Genomic DNA, 15,234 nt, shown 5'->3' on the forward strand with positions numbered 1-15,234 from the left:
ACATGGTTTACTGTCTCCTTTCTGAATGGGGTGTGATAACTTCATTCTACCAGAGAGCTGCAAACCGTGTCTCTTTTTGTTTTTGCGAAACTTATTTTACCTTATCGTGCCACACCATGACGAAACCATTGACCAAATACCAGCGAATAACAAGATACCAGCATTGTCCATAACTTAATAGGTGATAAAATCACAATAAACATGATAGATTCCACCCCAAAATTGTGTTTTTGATTTTGCTGGATTGCAGGGCAAAAATGCAATGGGTTATAAAATTTTGCGTAGGTTCGAATGCATCCACCAATTGGGTAAAAATATCTTTTTGGTCGTGCGTTCACAACAAACAGACTTGCTAAAGCATCATTACTTTTAGGTAGGTCTGTTTTCTTTTGTGACCGGGGTAACATAGATATCGACCCAGGTTTCCAGTTAAGCATATTTCTGTTTTTGGGCCTCTGCCCCGGATAACCTTGATTTTTCCATATGTCTCTTGCCTTCAATATTTCGAGTGTAATAAACTATTAATGTCATTCATTTATCTTTCCTCCTTGCTGTAATGTAGTGCGGTTGCCTAGACTACTTCTATCCTGCTATACAGAGGATAGCGTCAGAATCGGTTGCCCCCGCTAGCCGCAAGTTACTGGCAATATAATATAATGCTTGTCCCAAAATCAGTAGAACGCTCACGGTCAACAAGTGCTCCCTGATAGGAGAACGTCCAGCCTCCATAGCTGGTGGCTGGACGGATTTATTGGGTATCAAAAATCTGCTTTCCCATTTCCCTTTTCGTTCATCCATACAATAACTTCTTTGAACTCAATATACTGTTACACTACGATATCCAGCTCGACCAAATTATGCTCCTTACCTCAGCCTATTTTCCCCCACTGCAAGGAAGCCACACCGCAATCCTTTTATCATAATCCTTCCCCGCCGAGGCATAGTCAGTGAAACACATACGTCCGCCATTCTCTAGCTCCGTTTTGAATGCCATCCGTGCTTCAAAAGGTACCTCTGCAAGCTCCAGCGGCTTGACTTCTAGCCTGCCACCCGCGTCCGTCTTAAATCCTGCTGGCGCTGACAGGTCATCCTCCGGGAACTCCTCGGAAACAGCCAGCGCTATCGGCCCCCTGACTAGAGCCTGATGAGACGGCAGCTTTTCACTCTCCTCGCCCATTTCATTGGATGATAGGATCTCCACCGGCATAGGGAAACGAAGGCTGACCCTGTCGCCGTCCTGCCAGAGCCTCTGAAGCTTCAGCCAGCCGGGCCCCGCAGAGGTACCTTCGCCATTCACGCGGACTTTGGCTGCCTTGCACCAGCCCGGGATTCTCATAGCCAGCTCGAAAGTCTCCGGCCTGTCCAGTGACAGCTCCAGCATGATGTCCTCCCCCACAGGATATGTGGTTTCAATAGTCAGTCCCAGCCTATTGCCCTCTGGCGTGGTAAGGTTTAGCGTGCCGGGAAAATACAGATTCACCGCCGCGCCGTTTCGGGTGTGCATAGCGCTTAGCTGAACCGCTGCACCCAGCCCAGCCGCGCCAATAGCCGCGCAGCAGCCATATATAGTGTTGTCCTCCATTACCATGCGTCCGCCCACAGCCTGTCCTCGGGGTGCGGCACGCAGGGGGCTATAGCTGTCAAAAGGCAGCCAGCCGCCCGGAGATAGCGGGTCTCTGGGAACCATGCGGGTGTTCACAGCACCCAACAGAGCGTTGTGCAGGGAGCGCTCCATGGCATCACCAAAAACAGGGTCACCGGTGAAGCAGAGCACCTGTCCGCAGAGCTTCATCCATGTTACCGTAACGCAGGTCTCCTGCATAATGCCGGCATAGTCCGGGTCAATCTGCCGGAGCCTTGAGTGGTCAAAGAGCTCGTGGGTACATCCGGCGCTGCCGATAATTGTATTGTCTGAATCCAGCACCCGCCGGGCGAAATTCACCACAGCCCTGCTCCATTTTCCGTTGCCTGTGGCTCTGGCGTACTCCAAAAGCCCCTCAAAGCAGGACATCATCTCATAGGCCTTTGTGACCGGGTACTGCCAAGGGTCCAGCCGGTCTTCATAAGCCAGCTCGAAAATATTCGCCGATTGGATTCCCCCAAGGCTCACAATATAATCCGCAAAGTCCAGATATCTCTTCTCACCTGTCATATTGTATAGCCTCACCACCGGTTCAAGTATCGAGGATGAGTTGAGCCCCTCCCAGTGGCAGCTGGCCTCACGCAGGTCGGCCTTCCCCGGGCCAAAATGAGCTAAAAGACAGTCGGTCTGTGCCATCAAGGAGTCCAGAAGCTCCCCTTTTAAACTTTCGTCTGCACAGATATCATAGAAATATTCCATTCCCAGCAGCACGTATTTCCTACCCCAGATGTCCCAGCCCTGGAACTCAGCTTCCCGGCTGTAGGTGGATATCCTGCCGTCAGGTTCGGCATTTTTGAGCATATCTCGGGCGGCGGCTTCCAGCTGCCGGTACAGTTCCGGGTTCCGGGTATAGGACCAGACCATCGCCCCGCCGCGCATGAGCTTGCCCCAATATTCGCAGCGCCAGCCCAGATCATGGTCGTCGGAGGGGCGGGTAAACTGCTCAGCAAACCTGGTCCAGAGGGCGGCGTCCAAAAGCTGGTGGCTCTCGATAAACCGAACAGCCTCGTGGAAGGGACCGGTATAGGCCCAGGAGCCGGGACCCGGGCAGAAAAACTTATCTGTGGAGAGTCTTGGGCGGTATGCGGATTGATTGGCGATAAGGCGTGTGCTCATATCGTTTAACATACTATACTTCCTTTCTTCTGTCATTTTACTCTTTTACTGAGCCAATGGTAATGCCCGTCACAAAAGCATTGATGGAGAACGCAAGTACAAAGCTATTGTATATTTTACAGTTCATAATGTCAACTCCTAAAAAATTCGGTAGTCAGTATAGCGGCAGGCGATATAGTTTGCCGTCAGTGTCAGGATAAGGGCGAGGCGAGTATTTTTGCCCGCAGTGATTTCACTGTGACCATCTGCCGCGATTCGAACCATAGTCCGGAGATATTTCCGTTTGCCTACGATACCCTGGAATATGTCAGCAAAGAATTTGTAAATGAAGGCATTTTGAACGACGCTGTTCCGCAGATAACCACGCCCTATTCCAAGTTCTACGAACATCAGGTTCACTGTATGGAGGGTAATACTGCAATGCCGGAAGCATCCATCCGGGATTACTACGGCTATTTATACCACCTGCAGCGCCGCTCCATCCGCCATTGACAATCCCTCCCATCCCTGCTATAATAAAACCACGATAATCTTTTCACACAAGGCAGTGAGTTCATTGAAAAAGCACACCTTTATTTACTGGCTTTTCCTGCTCCCCAGCCTGCTGGGAGTGGCGCTGTTCTATGTGTTTCCCTTCCTGTTTTCCCTTTACTATGCGACAGTGGATAACCTTGGGGATATGCGCTTTGCCGGTTTGGAAAATTTTGCGGACACACTCTCAAACCCCCTTTTTCAGCAGGCCGCCGGGAACACCCTGCTCTTTATTGGACTATGCGTTCCGCTGGGGATGGTACTGGCGCTGTTTCTTTCCATCTGCCTGCAGAGGATGGGGCGCGGCCGTGTACCGGCTACATTGGCGCTACTGATACCGCTGGTGGTTCCCTCGGGCAGCATCGTGTATTTCTGGAAAGTTTTATTCGACCAGAACGGACTTTTAAGAAAGCTTCTCCTGCAGGCGGGTTTTTCCCCTGAAATTGTCTTTCAGAACAGTTGGGCCATGGGTATCCTTGTGGCGGTGTTTCTTTGGAAAAACGTCAGCTATAATATCGTGCTGTTCTGGTCGGGGCTGGTCTGGATACCCAAGACTTATTACGAGCAGATGGCTCTTGAAGGAGCCGGTGCCTGGAGGCAGTTCATAAATGTCACATGGGTCTACCTCTCCCCCACTACCTTTGTGGTGCTGCTCATGTCCATTGTGAACTCCTTCAAGGTATTTAAGGAGATTTATATGCTCTACGGCCCCTACCCCAGCACAGATATCTATATGCTCCAGCACTACATGAACAATCAATTCCAGTCATTGAGTCTGCCGCAGCTTTGCAGCGGCGCGTATATTCTCTTTCTGGCGGTCAGTTTGGTGCTGCTGGTGCTGTTTAGACTGCAAAAGCGTGTGACGGACACATATCAATAAACCAATTTTGAAAGGGTGAACCATGTGAAAACAGTCAAGCCGCTCTGCTCCCTTCTGCTGGTACTCTGCCTGGTCTTTACCTGCGCGGGGTGCCAGAACGAACAGGAAGCGTTATACAGCCAGGCTTTGTCCTCTCAGACGGATGAAGCTTCAGCGCAGGAGTCTATGCCTGAGAGCGCTCTACAAAGCTCCGAACCCGGAGACGGATTGAGCGGAACTCTCACCATAAAGACAGCCTCATATTTGAAAAACAGCTCTATCAACTTTCTGGCTGAAGAGTTTATGCAGCTGCATCCCCAGGTCAAAATCGAGTTTGACTATGAACTGGGCGAAGCAGAGCTAAACTCGCTCTCCCGCACGGAACGAAATATGCGCCGGGACAGCTATTACACACAGCTGCGTCTGGAGCTTGCCTCCGGGGAGGGCGATTACCTTCTCTATAACGTGCAGGAAAAGCTGGATCTTCCAAGCGTGAGCGGACTGCTGGAGGATATTCACGAATATTGGGACAGCGACCCGGACATAGACCCCGAAGAATATTTCACACCTGTCTTGGAGGCCTTTACTGTTGGCGGAAAGATACCAGTCCTGCCCTTTTCCTTTAAGTACAATGGTATGTATTTCAGCAGTTCCATTTTACAGAGCTTAAGCGCAGACGCCGGCTCTATCCAATCGGTGAGCTGTGACGATATTTTGGACTGGTATGAGGAAGCTCGAAAGAGCGACCCGCAGCTCAATCTGATTTTCACATCACCCGGTAAGGACACATTGTTCGCTGCGGAAAAGCCCCGGTACATAGACCTGGAAAATAAAACGGCGGATTTTCAGTCTCCGAATTTCATCCGCTTTCTGGAACGGACCGCCGCCGTATCCAACGAGGACCCGGAACTGGACCCAGAGAGTGAGATTGGCATCTCGGACCCGGAGCTTATGAACGAAAAGCTGCGCTGCCTTTATACAGGGGCCGACCCGTCCGTAACCCTTGGCAATTTTGCCGAGCTGTTCGGGCACCTTGTCACCGCCAGCCGACCGGCATTTGCCGCGCAGCTGGATGTGGGCTTAGCTGAGATGGCAAGCGCCCTGCATCCTATGGAGTATGTTGCGGGACCCTATCCCTATACCAGCTCCGACGGCAAGCTAGGTATAACCTCTTTGGAGAGCTTTGCTCTGCCGGTAAGCTGCAAGAACAAAGACCTTGCCTGGGCATTTATGAAGCACTGCGTCCTGCCCAGGGACAGCGTGGACTTTTCCCATATGGGCTCCCGCCAGCGCTACACCCATGATATCCCTCTCAGCAAGACAAACTTGCGAAATTTTCTTGAGGATTTTGCGGAAAATGGCGTACCCATGATGATAACCGAGCCTCGGCTTGACCCTATGGATTTGGAAAACACGACAGAAGTCCTGGAGCAGATTTTGTCCATGCCCCTGGTCAATACCGGCGCTTACGGCGTTGACCTGCAGGATTATCTGGATGAATACTATATAAATGCTCTGACCACCCCGGAACAGTGCGCCGAAAAGCTGCAGGACCGGGTAAATATCTGGCTGCATGAATAAGAAATCGCCTATGAAGTCAAAACATATTTGGGCCGGTACCATCATCTGGCTGGCGGCAGCAGTTGCCCTGTTCCCTGTCATATTTATCGCGGCAAACTCCTTTATGGGCGGCGGGGAAATTGTCAGCCGGTACTCGCCTGAAATGCTCCCCACGAATGCCGGGGATTTCACCTCTCACAATATCCACTTCGTGCGCTTCGGGCTTATCCCCCAGGAGCCCACGCTCGAACAGTACCGCAGGCTGCTGCTGGAAAGCCCCGGCTACCTTCGGATGTTCTGGAACTCCGTGCTGATTGTCGCGCCGGTGCTGCTGGGTCAGTGTGTGCTGGCCCCCTTAGCCGCATATGGCTTGGAGAATATCCGCTGGAAGTATAAAGAGGCCATTTTCTTTACGTATATAGTTGTCATGCTAATGCCCACACAGCTTTCGCTGGTGCCGAATTTTATCGTAGCCGGGTGGCTGAACATCCGGGACTCTTACCTTGCCATCATACTTCCCGCGCTGTTCCATCCGCTGGGCGTGTTTCTGGTGCGCCAGCAGCTGATAAGCTTTCCAAAGGAGTGTATGGAAGCCGCCGCCCTGGACGGCGCCGGACCGTTTCGGACGTACAGTTCGGTGGTGCGCCCGAACTTAAACTCTGTTGTCGCTGCGCTGTTGGTGCTTCTCTTTGCAGATAACTGGAACGTCATCGACCAGGCGGTAGTCTTCATCGGCCAGACCTACCGCAACCCGCTGTCCGTCTATCTTGGCAATGTGGTCACTGACGAACCGGGTATGTTTTTCGCGGTATCTGTATTCTATTTGATTCCGGCGCTGCTGGTATTTTTGTTTGGGCAGGAACATCTTACAGAAGGCATCGCGCTGTCGGGCCTGAAAGCATAGGAGAGCGGCATGAAGAAAAAAATGCGGGTTGTTTACACCTTTATCGCGGTGATTTATTTCATAGCTGTGATATTTGCTACCGTCTACGCGCAGACCGGTTATATTGGCACGCTGCCGTCAGTGGAGCTGGGCCGGGTGACAGATGGGCGCATCCCCAAGAAATGCACCTGGTATGACACGGAAAAGGAGTGCCTGCGAGTCAATACCGTTGTCCAGGAGGATGGTCCATGGGGGAAGCGGTATGTTATACACACGAAGGATATTCTCAACTATCGGGAGCTGGATGAAGAGAGTATCGTGGTCTTTGGCGTCACAGAGATTAAAGAGCCGATTGTGGTTTCCGCAGAACGGGAGGTTTTCAGCGGGCAGGAGGTTCGGCTGAAAAGTGTGAATGAGCAAGGTTGAATTTGTCCGGGTTCTGTGCTATTCACTAGGCAAAAATGTTTCTTATAATCTGCCCAAATAACATATGGTCCCTAACACCGCCAATAAAATTCAAATACTCCGGACACCTTCTACACACTTTTGCGCTTTACAAGCACCGTGCTAATCTCAATTTTCATCGCATGTGAATCCACTTTCTCCGCCATTTCCGCCAGCCTGCTTACGGCTGTTTCTCCCATAACCTGAGTGGGAACGTGAATGGTGGTCAGCGGCGGTTCCATGTAATTGCAGAGAGGCAGGTCGTCAAAGCCAACCACTGCCACGTCCTCGGGAATCCTGTACCCCGCCTCCTTCAGCGCCGCGATTGCCCCGATAGCAATGTGGTCGTTGTCTGCAAAGTAACAGTCCGCCGGTTCTTCTCCGCTTTCCAGCAGGGCTTTCATGTCGGCATAGGCGCCCTCCTGAGAAGGCGTAAGCTGATAAACAACAGACTTCGCGGTTGACATGCCGTTCCTGCGGATAGCCTTGTAAAAACCGTCGGCCCGCTCTGCAAAATTGCTGATTTTATAGGACGAGCACAGGTAGCCCGGCTGAGTCCTGCGCTTGGAAATCAGATAATTGGTGGCAATAAACGCCCCCTGAATATTGTTGATAAGGACATAGTTATAGTCTGCCGTTTCAAAATAGGCGTCAAGAATGACAATGGGCGTTTTAATTTGAGAAAAACGGGAAAGTGCCGAAGCGTCCAGTTCGGTAGCCAGAAGAATGATTCCCCGAAAGCCGGAGGTCTCCAAAGTGTAAAGCTGGTCGGGCAGAGTTTCATCTTCGTATAGATAACGGATAAGTAAATCGTACTGCGCTTTTTGACACCCAAAGCTGACGCCGTTTGTCAGGTCTGCAAAGAATGGAGTGTCCCCCACAACAGCTCCGCTCCGTCTGTACACCACCAGGCAGAATTGCCCTTTCCAGTTTCCGCGGGCAACTGCCTTTCGGGAAAAATCGTATCCCAGGCGCCGGGCAGCTTCTATCACCTTCCGCCTTGTAGCGGTGCTTACGCCGGGCTTATTGTTTAGAGCCATTGAAACCGCTGCCTGAGAAAGTCCCAGTGCCTTTGCCAGCTCTTTTGCTGTAACTGCCATAATCTTCACCTCTATTCAATTTTAGTATATAAGATTTAGTGAATTAAGTCAATAAATACTGAATTTTTTCTGTAAATTAAGTTCCTCATCTGGTATTCTAAGTATAGGAAACCGTGAAGGAGGAATTTTATGGCAAACATCAAACTGGGCTTTGCGCCTACCAGAAGGAGTATCTTCAGCGCGCCGGACGCTGTGAAATATCGTGGCCTTACTGCCGGCCGCCTACAGGAGCTGGGCGTGGAATTCGTAGATATTGACGATATCAACGATGAAGGGCTGCTATATGATGAAAATGACCGGTTGAAGATTCTGGAGAAATTCAAAGCCTCGCAGGTAGACGGCCTCTTTCTGCCCCACTGCAATTTCGGCACAGAGTACCTGTGCGCCAGGCTTACAAAAGACCTGCATGTCCCGGTGCTTCTCTGGGGACCCCTTGACGAGAGGCCCGAGCCAAATGGCGTGCGGCTTCGCGACACCCAGTGCGGACTGTTTGCCACCGGAAAGGTGCTCAGGCGTTTTGGCGTGCCATTTACCTACATGACAAACTGCCGGTTAAACGACCCTGTGTTTGCCCGGGGCATAAATGATTTTCTGGCTGTGTGCAATGTGGTGAAGACTTTCCGCAATATCCGCATTTTGCAGATTGGGCCAAGGCCCTTCGACTTTTGGAGCACCATGTGCAACGAGGGTGAGCTGTTGGAAAAATTCGGCGTGGAGCTGTCGCCCATCCCCCTGCCGGAGCTGACCGGGGAAGTTAAGCGGGCTATTGCCGACCGGGACGAGGTGCAGAAAACCATTGCCTGCTGCAAGGCAAATATGGAAATCAATGTAACCGAAGAACAGCTTGAAAACATAGCCGGGCTTGCAGTGGCAATGGAGCGCCTGATGGGGAAATATCACTGCAGCGCCGGAGCTATTCAGTGCTGGAACGCCTTGCAAGGCGAGCTTGGCATTATGCCCTGCGCAGCCAACGCCATTCTGAACGAAAAAGGGCTGCCCGTTGTTTGTGAGACCGATATTCATGGGGCGATTACCGCTCTGCTGGTGGAAGCTGCCGCCAACGACGGAACACGCAGCTTTTTTGCCGACTGGACCATCCGCCACCCGGATATTGAAAACGGCGAGCTTTTGCAGCACTGTGGCCCCTGGCCCATTTCCTGCGCAAAAGGGAAGCCCTGCATTACTTACCCGCTGGCGTTTGATTACCCCGGCGCAGTCACAGCCGAGGCAAAGCACGGTGAGCTGACCCTCGCCCGGTTTGATGGCGACAACGGCAAATACAGCCTGCTTTTGGGCAACGCCAAAGGCGTAGACGGTCCAAAAGGTATGGGGACCTATCTTTGGGTAGAGGTGGAGAATATCAAGCGTCTGGAAGCCAAGATAGTAGAGGGGCCATATATACACCACTGTGTGGGCATTCACAGGGATGTTGTGCCGGTGCTGTATGAGGCCTGCAAATATCTGGGCGTTGCGCCTGACCTTTACGACCCTATTGAGGAGAAAGTGAGGGCGTATCTCCGTGGAGAATAAAGAACTGGAACTGCTCTCCTGGAATCTGCGCCGGGACACTTTAGACATTATTATGGCTGGGGGCGGCGGGCATATTGGCGGCGATATGAGCCTGCTTAACGCTTTGATGGTGCTGTATAAAAACCATCTGAATATTACGCCGGAAACAGTTGACGACCCCGACCGGGACCGGTTCGTGCTGTCCAAGGGCCACGCCATGGAGGCCTATTACGCCGTGCTGTGCCATTGCCGGTTTCTTGACCTGGACGACGTAAAAGCGGGGTTTAATAAATTCGGTTCACCCTATATCGGGCACCCCAATAATAAGCTGCCGGGCATTGAGATGAATTCGGGCAGTCTGGGCCATGGACTGCCTGTCTGCGTGGGCATGGCCCTGGCGGGCAAGCGGGACGGCAAAAAATATCGGGTCTACACCATTTTAGGCGACGGCGAGCTGGCTGAAGGCTCCGTATGGGAGGGGGCTATGGCTGCTGGCCACTATAAGCTGGACAACCTCTGCGCCGTAATTGACCGCAATGGCCTGCAGATTTCCGGCTCCACCGAGGATGTAATGAGTCACAAGCCCCTGGGCGCCCGCTGGGAAAGCTTTGGCTGGAATGTGCTGGAGGTAAACGGAAACAGCATTGCGCAGCTTGACAAGGCTTTTAGTCAGGCAAAATCATATATGGGAAAGCCCACTGTCATTATTAGCCAGACCACCAAGGGCTTTGGTAGCCCGCTGATGGAAAACCGCCCAGAGTGGCACCACCATCTGCCTACTGAAGAAGAATATGAAGCAATCAAGGCGGACTTTCAAAAGGGAAAGGAGGCAGTTGCCAGTGAATAAAATACCCAACCGGCAGGCGATTTGCCAAACACTTTTGAAGTATGCGGAAAAGGATAAAAGCATTTTTGCCCTGTGCAGCGACAGCCGGGGCAGTGCCGGCATGTCGCCCTTTTTCCAACAGTTTCCGGAGCAGACGGTAGAGCTCGGCATTGCAGAGCAAAATCTTGTAAGCATAGCGGCGGGACTCGCCTCCTGTGGCAAAAAGCCCTATGCTTTTTCCCCTGCCTGCTTTCTTGCGAGCCGCAGCTACGAACAGGCCAAGGTGGACTGTGCATATTCCAACACCAATGTGAAGCTTATCGGTATTTCAGGCGGCGTCAGCTACGGCGCTCTAGGCATGAGCCACCACAGCGCCCAGGACATCGCTGCCATGGCTGCTCTTCCCAACATGCGGGTGTATCTGCCCAGCGACCGCTTTCAGACTGCAAAACTGATAGAAGCCCTTTTGCAGGACGAAAAGCCCGCCTATGTTCGCGTGGGCCGCAATCCGGTGGAGGATATTTACAGCGATGAAGCTTGCCCCTTTGAACTGAACCGGGCAACCTGGCTGCGAAGCAGGGCTCAGACCGTAAGGGTAGCGCTTATTACCTGCGGAGAAATGGTGTGCCCGGCCCTGGAGGCTGCCGGTTTACTGGAGAGGGAGGGGATATCTGTCAGCGTGCTGGATATGTACTGCGTTAAGCCGCTGGATAAGGCTGCTGTGACCGAGGCCGCACAGAATGCGGATATTGTGGTTACGGTGGAGGAGCATTCTCCCTACGGTGGGCTGGGAAGCATGGTGGCCCAGGTAGTGGGTGAATGCTGTCCCAAACGAGTAAAGTGCCTGTCCCTGCCGGATGCGCCTGTGATTACCGGCACCTCTGCTGAGGTGTTTGCCCACTATGGGCTCACCGGCCGGGGGATTGCAAAAACTGTGAAGGAGCTGCTGTGATGAAATATGTGCTAGCCATTGACCAAAGCACCTCCGGCACCAAGGCTCTGCTTTTGGATGGGGCCGGTGAGCTTCTCAAACGTGCAGACTTGTCCCATGAGCAGAAAATCAATGCCCTGGGATGGGTCAGCCACGACCCTATGGAGATATACCGAAACACCATCGAAGCGGCCCGCCTGGCAGTTTCAGGCATTGACCCGGCAAAGATAGCAGCTATTGGCATCAGCAACCAGCGGGAAACCGCTCTGATATGGGATAGTGAGACCGGGCTGCCTGTAGCTGACGCCGTTGTCTGGCAGTGCGGACGGGCGCAGGAAATCTGTGACCGTTTAGCAAATCAGGCCGAGACTGTACGGCAAAAAACCGGACTGCTACTTTCCCCTTATTTTCCGGCAGCCAAATGGGCATGGATTTTAGGGAACACTCAGGGCCTAGAAAACCGGCAGTTATGTGCGGGGACGATTGACAGCTGGCTCGTCTACAAACTTACCGGCAGCTTTAAAACTGACTTTTCCAATGCAAGCCGCACCCAGCTTTTTAATATTAATCTGCTGCAATGGGATAAAGAACTGTGTGAGCTGTTCGGCGTGCCATTGGAATCCCTTCCCGAAGTCTGCATGAGCGACAGCTGTTTTGGAGAGACCGATATGGAAGGGGTACTTCCCGGGCCAGTCCCTATATTCGGTGTTTTGGGCGACTCCCACGGAGCCCTTTTCGGTCAAGGCTGTGTGAAACCCGGCATGGGAAAAGCCACCTACGGCACCGGCTCTTCCGTTATGGTAAATGTGGGAGAGAAGCCGGTGTTCAGCGACAGTGGCATTGTCACTTCGCTGGCCTGGGGCATTGACGGCAGAATCCATTATGTGCTGGAGGGAAATATCAACTACACCGGCTCAGTAATCAAATGGCTGGTGGACGATGTTAAGCTGCTGAGTTCCTCGAAAGAAGCCGGAGAGATTGCCGCCGGCGCAGACCAAAACGACGGCACTTACCTGGTTCCAGCCTTTACCGGCCTGGGGGCGCCCTACTGGAAATCTGACTCAAGGGCCATTCTCTGTTGCATGGGGCGGGGAACCGGACGTGCCGAAATCGTCAGGGCCGCAGAGGAGAGCATTGCCTACCAGATTGCAGACGTGGCCCTTGCCATAGAAAAGGGCTCCGGGATAATGCTTAATGAGCTGCGGGCGGACGGCGGGCCTACCCGGGACAAATTCCTCATGCAGTTTCAAAGCGATTTGCTGGGCCGCCCTGTGGCTGTTTCAGAACGCGAGGAACTGTCCGGCATAGGCGCGGCATATTGTGCGGGAATCGCCTGCGGCCTGTATGGCTGGGAAATACTGGAAAAGCAGGCCCGCACCAGTTTTCTTCCCCAAAGAGATTTGGCCTGGCGGGAAAAGAAATATAGCGGCTGGAAGCAGGCTGTGAGCCTGTTATTATAAGGAGGAAATTGTTATGTCAACTAACAAAACAGAACGCTGGTCTGTATTTGAGGTCGTGATTACAGGCCCGAGAGACGGCAATCCCTTTACAGAGCGGGAGCTTTCCGGAGTATTCCGGAGCAAAAACGAAGAAAAGCGTGTCATGGGCTTCTATGACGGAGAGGGCGTGTATAAGCTGCGCTTTATGCCCAGCTTTGAGGAGGAATACACCTACGAGACCACAGGAAATTTCCCGGAGGCCCAGACCTCAGGCAGTTTTACCGTAACGCCGCCCAGAGAGGGAAACCATGGCCCTGTTCATGTGGTGAACGGCTGCCATTTTGCCTATGAGGATACCACGCCATATTATTCTGTGGGCACCACCTGTTATGTGTGGGAGCATCAGCCTGACGAAGTTTATGAAAAGACCCTGAAGGAGCTTGATAAGGGGTATTTCAACAAAATGCGGTTCTGCGTATTCCCCAAGCACTATATCCACAATTTCAAGGACCCGGAGACCTTCCCCTATGAGGGCACGCCGGTGGACAATTCTGGGCTCTGCGAGGAGACCTTCACCTATGAAGCAGATTTTTCCGGAAACAGCTGGGATTTTACCCGGTTCAACCCCGAGCATTTCCGCCGTGTAGAGCGGGCAATTCTGGACCTGCAGAAGCGTGGAATTGAGGCGGACCTTATCGTTATGCACCCATATGACCGCTGGGGATTTTCCGCCATGACCAGAGAGCAGGACGACCTGTACTGGAAATACGTCATTGCTCGGTTTGCCGCCTACCGCAACGTCTGGTGGAGCCTTGCCAATGAGTACGACCTGCTCCGCGCCAAAACACTGAAGGACTGGGAGCACTATGCAGATATGCTCTGTAGGCTTGACCCCTACAACCGGCTTCGGGGCATTCACAACTGCATTGCATTTTACGACCATACGCGCCCATGGATTACCCACTGCTCCCTGCAGCGGCAGGACCTTTACCGCCACGTGGAGTATACCGCAGACTACCGCACCCAGTGGGCAAAACCCGTGGTATGGGACGAGATTGCCTACGAAGGAAACATCGACATGGGCTGGGGCAATATCTCGGGCCAAGAGCTGACCCGCCGTTTCTGGGAGGCCAGTCTGAGGGGCGGCTATGCGGGCCACGGAGAGACTTATGTAGACAATGAGAATGATGTACTGTGGTGGAGCCACGGCGGGGAACTTCACGGCGAAAGCCCGGAGCGAATCAAATTTCTCCATCAGATTCTCTGCCAGACTCCCGGCTATGGGCTTCGGCAGGGACATGGCAGCTTCGACGAGACCGTGGCCGTGCCTGACGGCGCAGATTTCCTAACTCCCGGCGGCCCCGGCTATGAGATTCACTATTACGGCTTCGGCCGCCCCAGCTTCCGGGATTTTTACAAATCTCCCGACGAAAGCTGGCAGGTTGAAATTATCGACACTTGGGAAATGACTGTCACCGACGCCGGGATACATAGCGGTAAATTCCGCATTTCCCTGCCGGGCAAAGAGTATATGGCTGTCAGGCTGAGAAAGCTTTCCTGAACGGAATAAACACATTGAGTGCAAAGGTTTTGCGATTCAGGGGCCCTGTCATTGAGACAGGGCCCCTGAATCGCTGCCGCCATCTACCAGCCCATCTCCATGAGCCACTTTGCCACTTTTTCCTCCCGCTGCTTCTCATCCCCGGCCACTATTTTGCCCATCCTCAGCTCTGCAGAAATTCGTCCGTCCAGCAGGTATGTAATCCTGTCACAGCTGCTGGCAACCCTGCTGTCGTGAGTCACCAGCAAAACCGTGGTCCCCTCCCTGTTCAGCTTGACCAGTTCCCCCATGACTTCACCTGCCGCGCTTTTGTTCAGCGCCCCGGTAGGCTCATCGGCAAACAGGATTTCCGGCTCGTTCATCATGCTCCGGCAGATACACGCCCGCTGAAGCTGGCCCCCTGACACCTGGGTTATCTTCCGGCTCTCCAGCCCGGTGATTCCCAGCTTTTCCATAAGCCTTCGCGCCCGCAGGTTCAGTTCCTCTTTCGATTTTCCATCCCGTCCCCTGTTGGCCTGTATAGCCGGGAGCAAAATATTATCCAGAATATTCAGATTTGCCATCATGTTCATCTGCTGGAACACAAAGCCCATGCGGTGCAGCCGCAGCCTCGCCTTTTCGTCCTCGGACAGCTTCGTGATTTCAACGCCACCAAGCCACACCAGGCCGCCGGTGGGCTGGTCCATTCCGGCTACGTTATATAGCAGCGTAGATTTCCCGGAGCCGGACGGCCCCATGACCGCCAGCATTTCCCCCGGCTCCATATCAAACGAAATTTTGTGCAGGATATGTTCTTTTGTCAGGTTTTCTGCCCAAAGCAGCTTCTTCATTGC

At 52.8% G+C, this 15,234-nt stretch carries 13 protein-coding genes; 10 read left to right on the forward strand and 3 right to left on the reverse strand.

Annotated features, from left to right (window positions below; translation table 11 throughout):
- Positions 1 to 874: 874 nt before the first annotated feature.
- Entirely contained in the window at positions 875 to 2,770 is a 1,896-nt protein-coding gene (locus D5270_RS09190) for a beta-L-arabinofuranosidase domain-containing protein (RefSeq protein ID WP_166543823.1), read from the reverse strand.
- 225 nt (positions 2,771 to 2,995) lie between these two features.
- Here D5270_RS09190 and D5270_RS16600 point away from each other — a divergent pair, with 225 nt between their 5' ends.
- The 5 genes from D5270_RS16600 (at position 2,996) to D5270_RS09215 (ending at position 7,017) form a co-directional block, all read left to right on the forward strand.
- The gene (locus D5270_RS16600) at positions 2,996 to 3,250 is read left to right on the forward strand and encodes a hypothetical protein (RefSeq protein WP_207709345.1); all 255 of its coding nucleotides are present in this window, start codon (positions 2,996 to 2,998) and stop codon (positions 3,248 to 3,250) included.
- 64 nt (positions 3,251 to 3,314) lie between these two features.
- Positions 3,315 to 4,169 (forward strand): carbohydrate ABC transporter permease, encoded by an 855-nt coding sequence (locus D5270_RS09200; RefSeq protein ID WP_166543825.1) that lies wholly within the window; start codon positions 3,315 to 3,317, stop codon positions 4,167 to 4,169.
- Between the two features lie 24 nt (positions 4,170 to 4,193).
- Positions 4,194 to 5,729 (forward strand): extracellular solute-binding protein, encoded by a 1,536-nt coding sequence (locus tag D5270_RS09205; protein ID WP_166543826.1) that lies wholly within the window; start codon positions 4,194 to 4,196, stop codon positions 5,727 to 5,729.
- A gap of 10 nt (positions 5,730 to 5,739) precedes the next feature.
- On the forward strand, positions 5,740 to 6,612 hold the full coding sequence (locus tag D5270_RS09210) for a carbohydrate ABC transporter permease (protein WP_207709346.1): 873 nt from the start codon (positions 5,740 to 5,742) through the stop codon (positions 6,610 to 6,612).
- Positions 6,613 to 6,621: 9 nt separating this feature from the next.
- Positions 6,622 to 7,017 carry a hypothetical protein gene (locus tag D5270_RS09215; RefSeq protein ID WP_166543828.1) on the forward strand — a complete coding sequence of 132 codons (396 nt, stop codon included), beginning with the start codon at positions 6,622 to 6,624 and terminating at the stop codon, positions 7,015 to 7,017.
- A 110-nt stretch (positions 7,018 to 7,127) separates the two neighbouring features.
- Here the strand turns inward: D5270_RS09215 and D5270_RS09220 are convergent, their stop codons facing one another.
- Positions 7,128 to 8,135, reverse strand: a complete 1,008-nt coding sequence (locus D5270_RS09220) for a LacI family DNA-binding transcriptional regulator (protein WP_166543829.1) — start codon at positions 8,133 to 8,135, stop codon at positions 7,128 to 7,130.
- A gap of 129 nt (positions 8,136 to 8,264) precedes the next feature.
- Here D5270_RS09220 and D5270_RS09225 point away from each other — a divergent pair, with 129 nt between their 5' ends.
- Genes D5270_RS09225 through D5270_RS09245 form a run of 5 tightly spaced genes read left to right on the forward strand, consistent with a single transcriptional unit; the run spans position 8,265 to position 14,401 of the window.
- Complete coding sequence (locus D5270_RS09225; RefSeq protein ID WP_166543830.1) at positions 8,265 to 9,665, forward strand: L-fucose/L-arabinose isomerase family protein; 1,401 nt, start codon at positions 8,265 to 8,267, stop codon at positions 9,663 to 9,665.
- A complete protein-coding gene (locus D5270_RS09230; protein ID WP_166543831.1) occupies positions 9,655 to 10,491 on the forward strand; it encodes a transketolase in 837 nt (278 codons plus the stop codon). The genes D5270_RS09225 and D5270_RS09230 overlap by 11 nt, the downstream gene beginning before the upstream one ends.
- Entirely contained in the window at positions 10,484 to 11,422 is a 939-nt protein-coding gene (locus tag D5270_RS09235; RefSeq protein WP_166543832.1) for a transketolase family protein, read from the forward strand. Before D5270_RS09230 ends, D5270_RS09235 begins: the two co-directional genes overlap by 8 nt.
- A complete protein-coding gene (locus D5270_RS09240; protein WP_166543833.1) occupies positions 11,422 to 12,861 on the forward strand; it encodes an FGGY-family carbohydrate kinase in 1,440 nt (479 codons plus the stop codon). The genes D5270_RS09235 and D5270_RS09240 overlap by 1 nt, the downstream gene beginning before the upstream one ends.
- A 13-nt stretch (positions 12,862 to 12,874) precedes the next feature.
- Positions 12,875 to 14,401, forward strand: a complete 1,527-nt coding sequence (locus tag D5270_RS09245) for a DUF5605 domain-containing protein (protein ID WP_166543834.1) — start codon at positions 12,875 to 12,877, stop codon at positions 14,399 to 14,401.
- Positions 14,402 to 14,484: 83 nt separating this feature from the next.
- Here D5270_RS09245 and D5270_RS09250 read toward each other — a convergent pair whose 3' ends face one another.
- Positions 14,485 to 15,231, reverse strand: a complete 747-nt coding sequence (locus tag D5270_RS09250) for an ABC transporter ATP-binding protein (RefSeq protein ID WP_166543835.1) — start codon at positions 15,229 to 15,231, stop codon at positions 14,485 to 14,487.
- Positions 15,232 to 15,234 lie beyond the last annotated feature (3 nt).

The sequence above is a fragment of the Acutalibacter sp. 1XD8-36 genome (genome assembly GCF_009917525.1).
Taxonomy (GTDB): domain Bacteria; phylum Bacillota; class Clostridia; order Oscillospirales; family Acutalibacteraceae; genus Acutalibacter.

What these genes read in the sequence shown, in the direction of transcription:
- D5270_RS09210 (WP_207709346.1), top strand. Translation starts at nt 5,740, where the DNA reads ATGAAGTCAAAACATATTTGGGCCGGTACCATCATCTGGCTGGCGGCA.
- D5270_RS09240 (WP_166543833.1), top strand. Translation starts at nt 11,422, where the DNA reads ATGAAATATGTGCTAGCCATTGACCAAAGCACCTCCGGCACCAAGGCT.
- D5270_RS09250 (WP_166543835.1), bottom strand. Translation starts at nt 15,231, where the DNA reads ATGAAGAAGCTGCTTTGGGCAGAAAACCTGACAAAAGAACATATCCTG.
- D5270_RS09225 (WP_166543830.1), top strand. Translation starts at nt 8,265, where the DNA reads ATGGCAAACATCAAACTGGGCTTTGCGCCTACCAGAAGGAGTATCTTC.
- D5270_RS09220 (WP_166543829.1), bottom strand. Translation starts at nt 8,135, where the DNA reads ATGGCAGTTACAGCAAAAGAGCTGGCAAAGGCACTGGGACTTTCTCAG.
- D5270_RS09215 (WP_166543828.1), top strand. Translation starts at nt 6,622, where the DNA reads ATGAAGAAAAAAATGCGGGTTGTTTACACCTTTATCGCGGTGATTTAT.
- D5270_RS09245 (WP_166543834.1), top strand. Translation starts at nt 12,875, where the DNA reads ATGTCAACTAACAAAACAGAACGCTGGTCTGTATTTGAGGTCGTGATT.
- D5270_RS09190 (WP_166543823.1), bottom strand. Translation starts at nt 2,770, where the DNA reads ATGTTAAACGATATGAGCACACGCCTTATCGCCAATCAATCCGCATAC.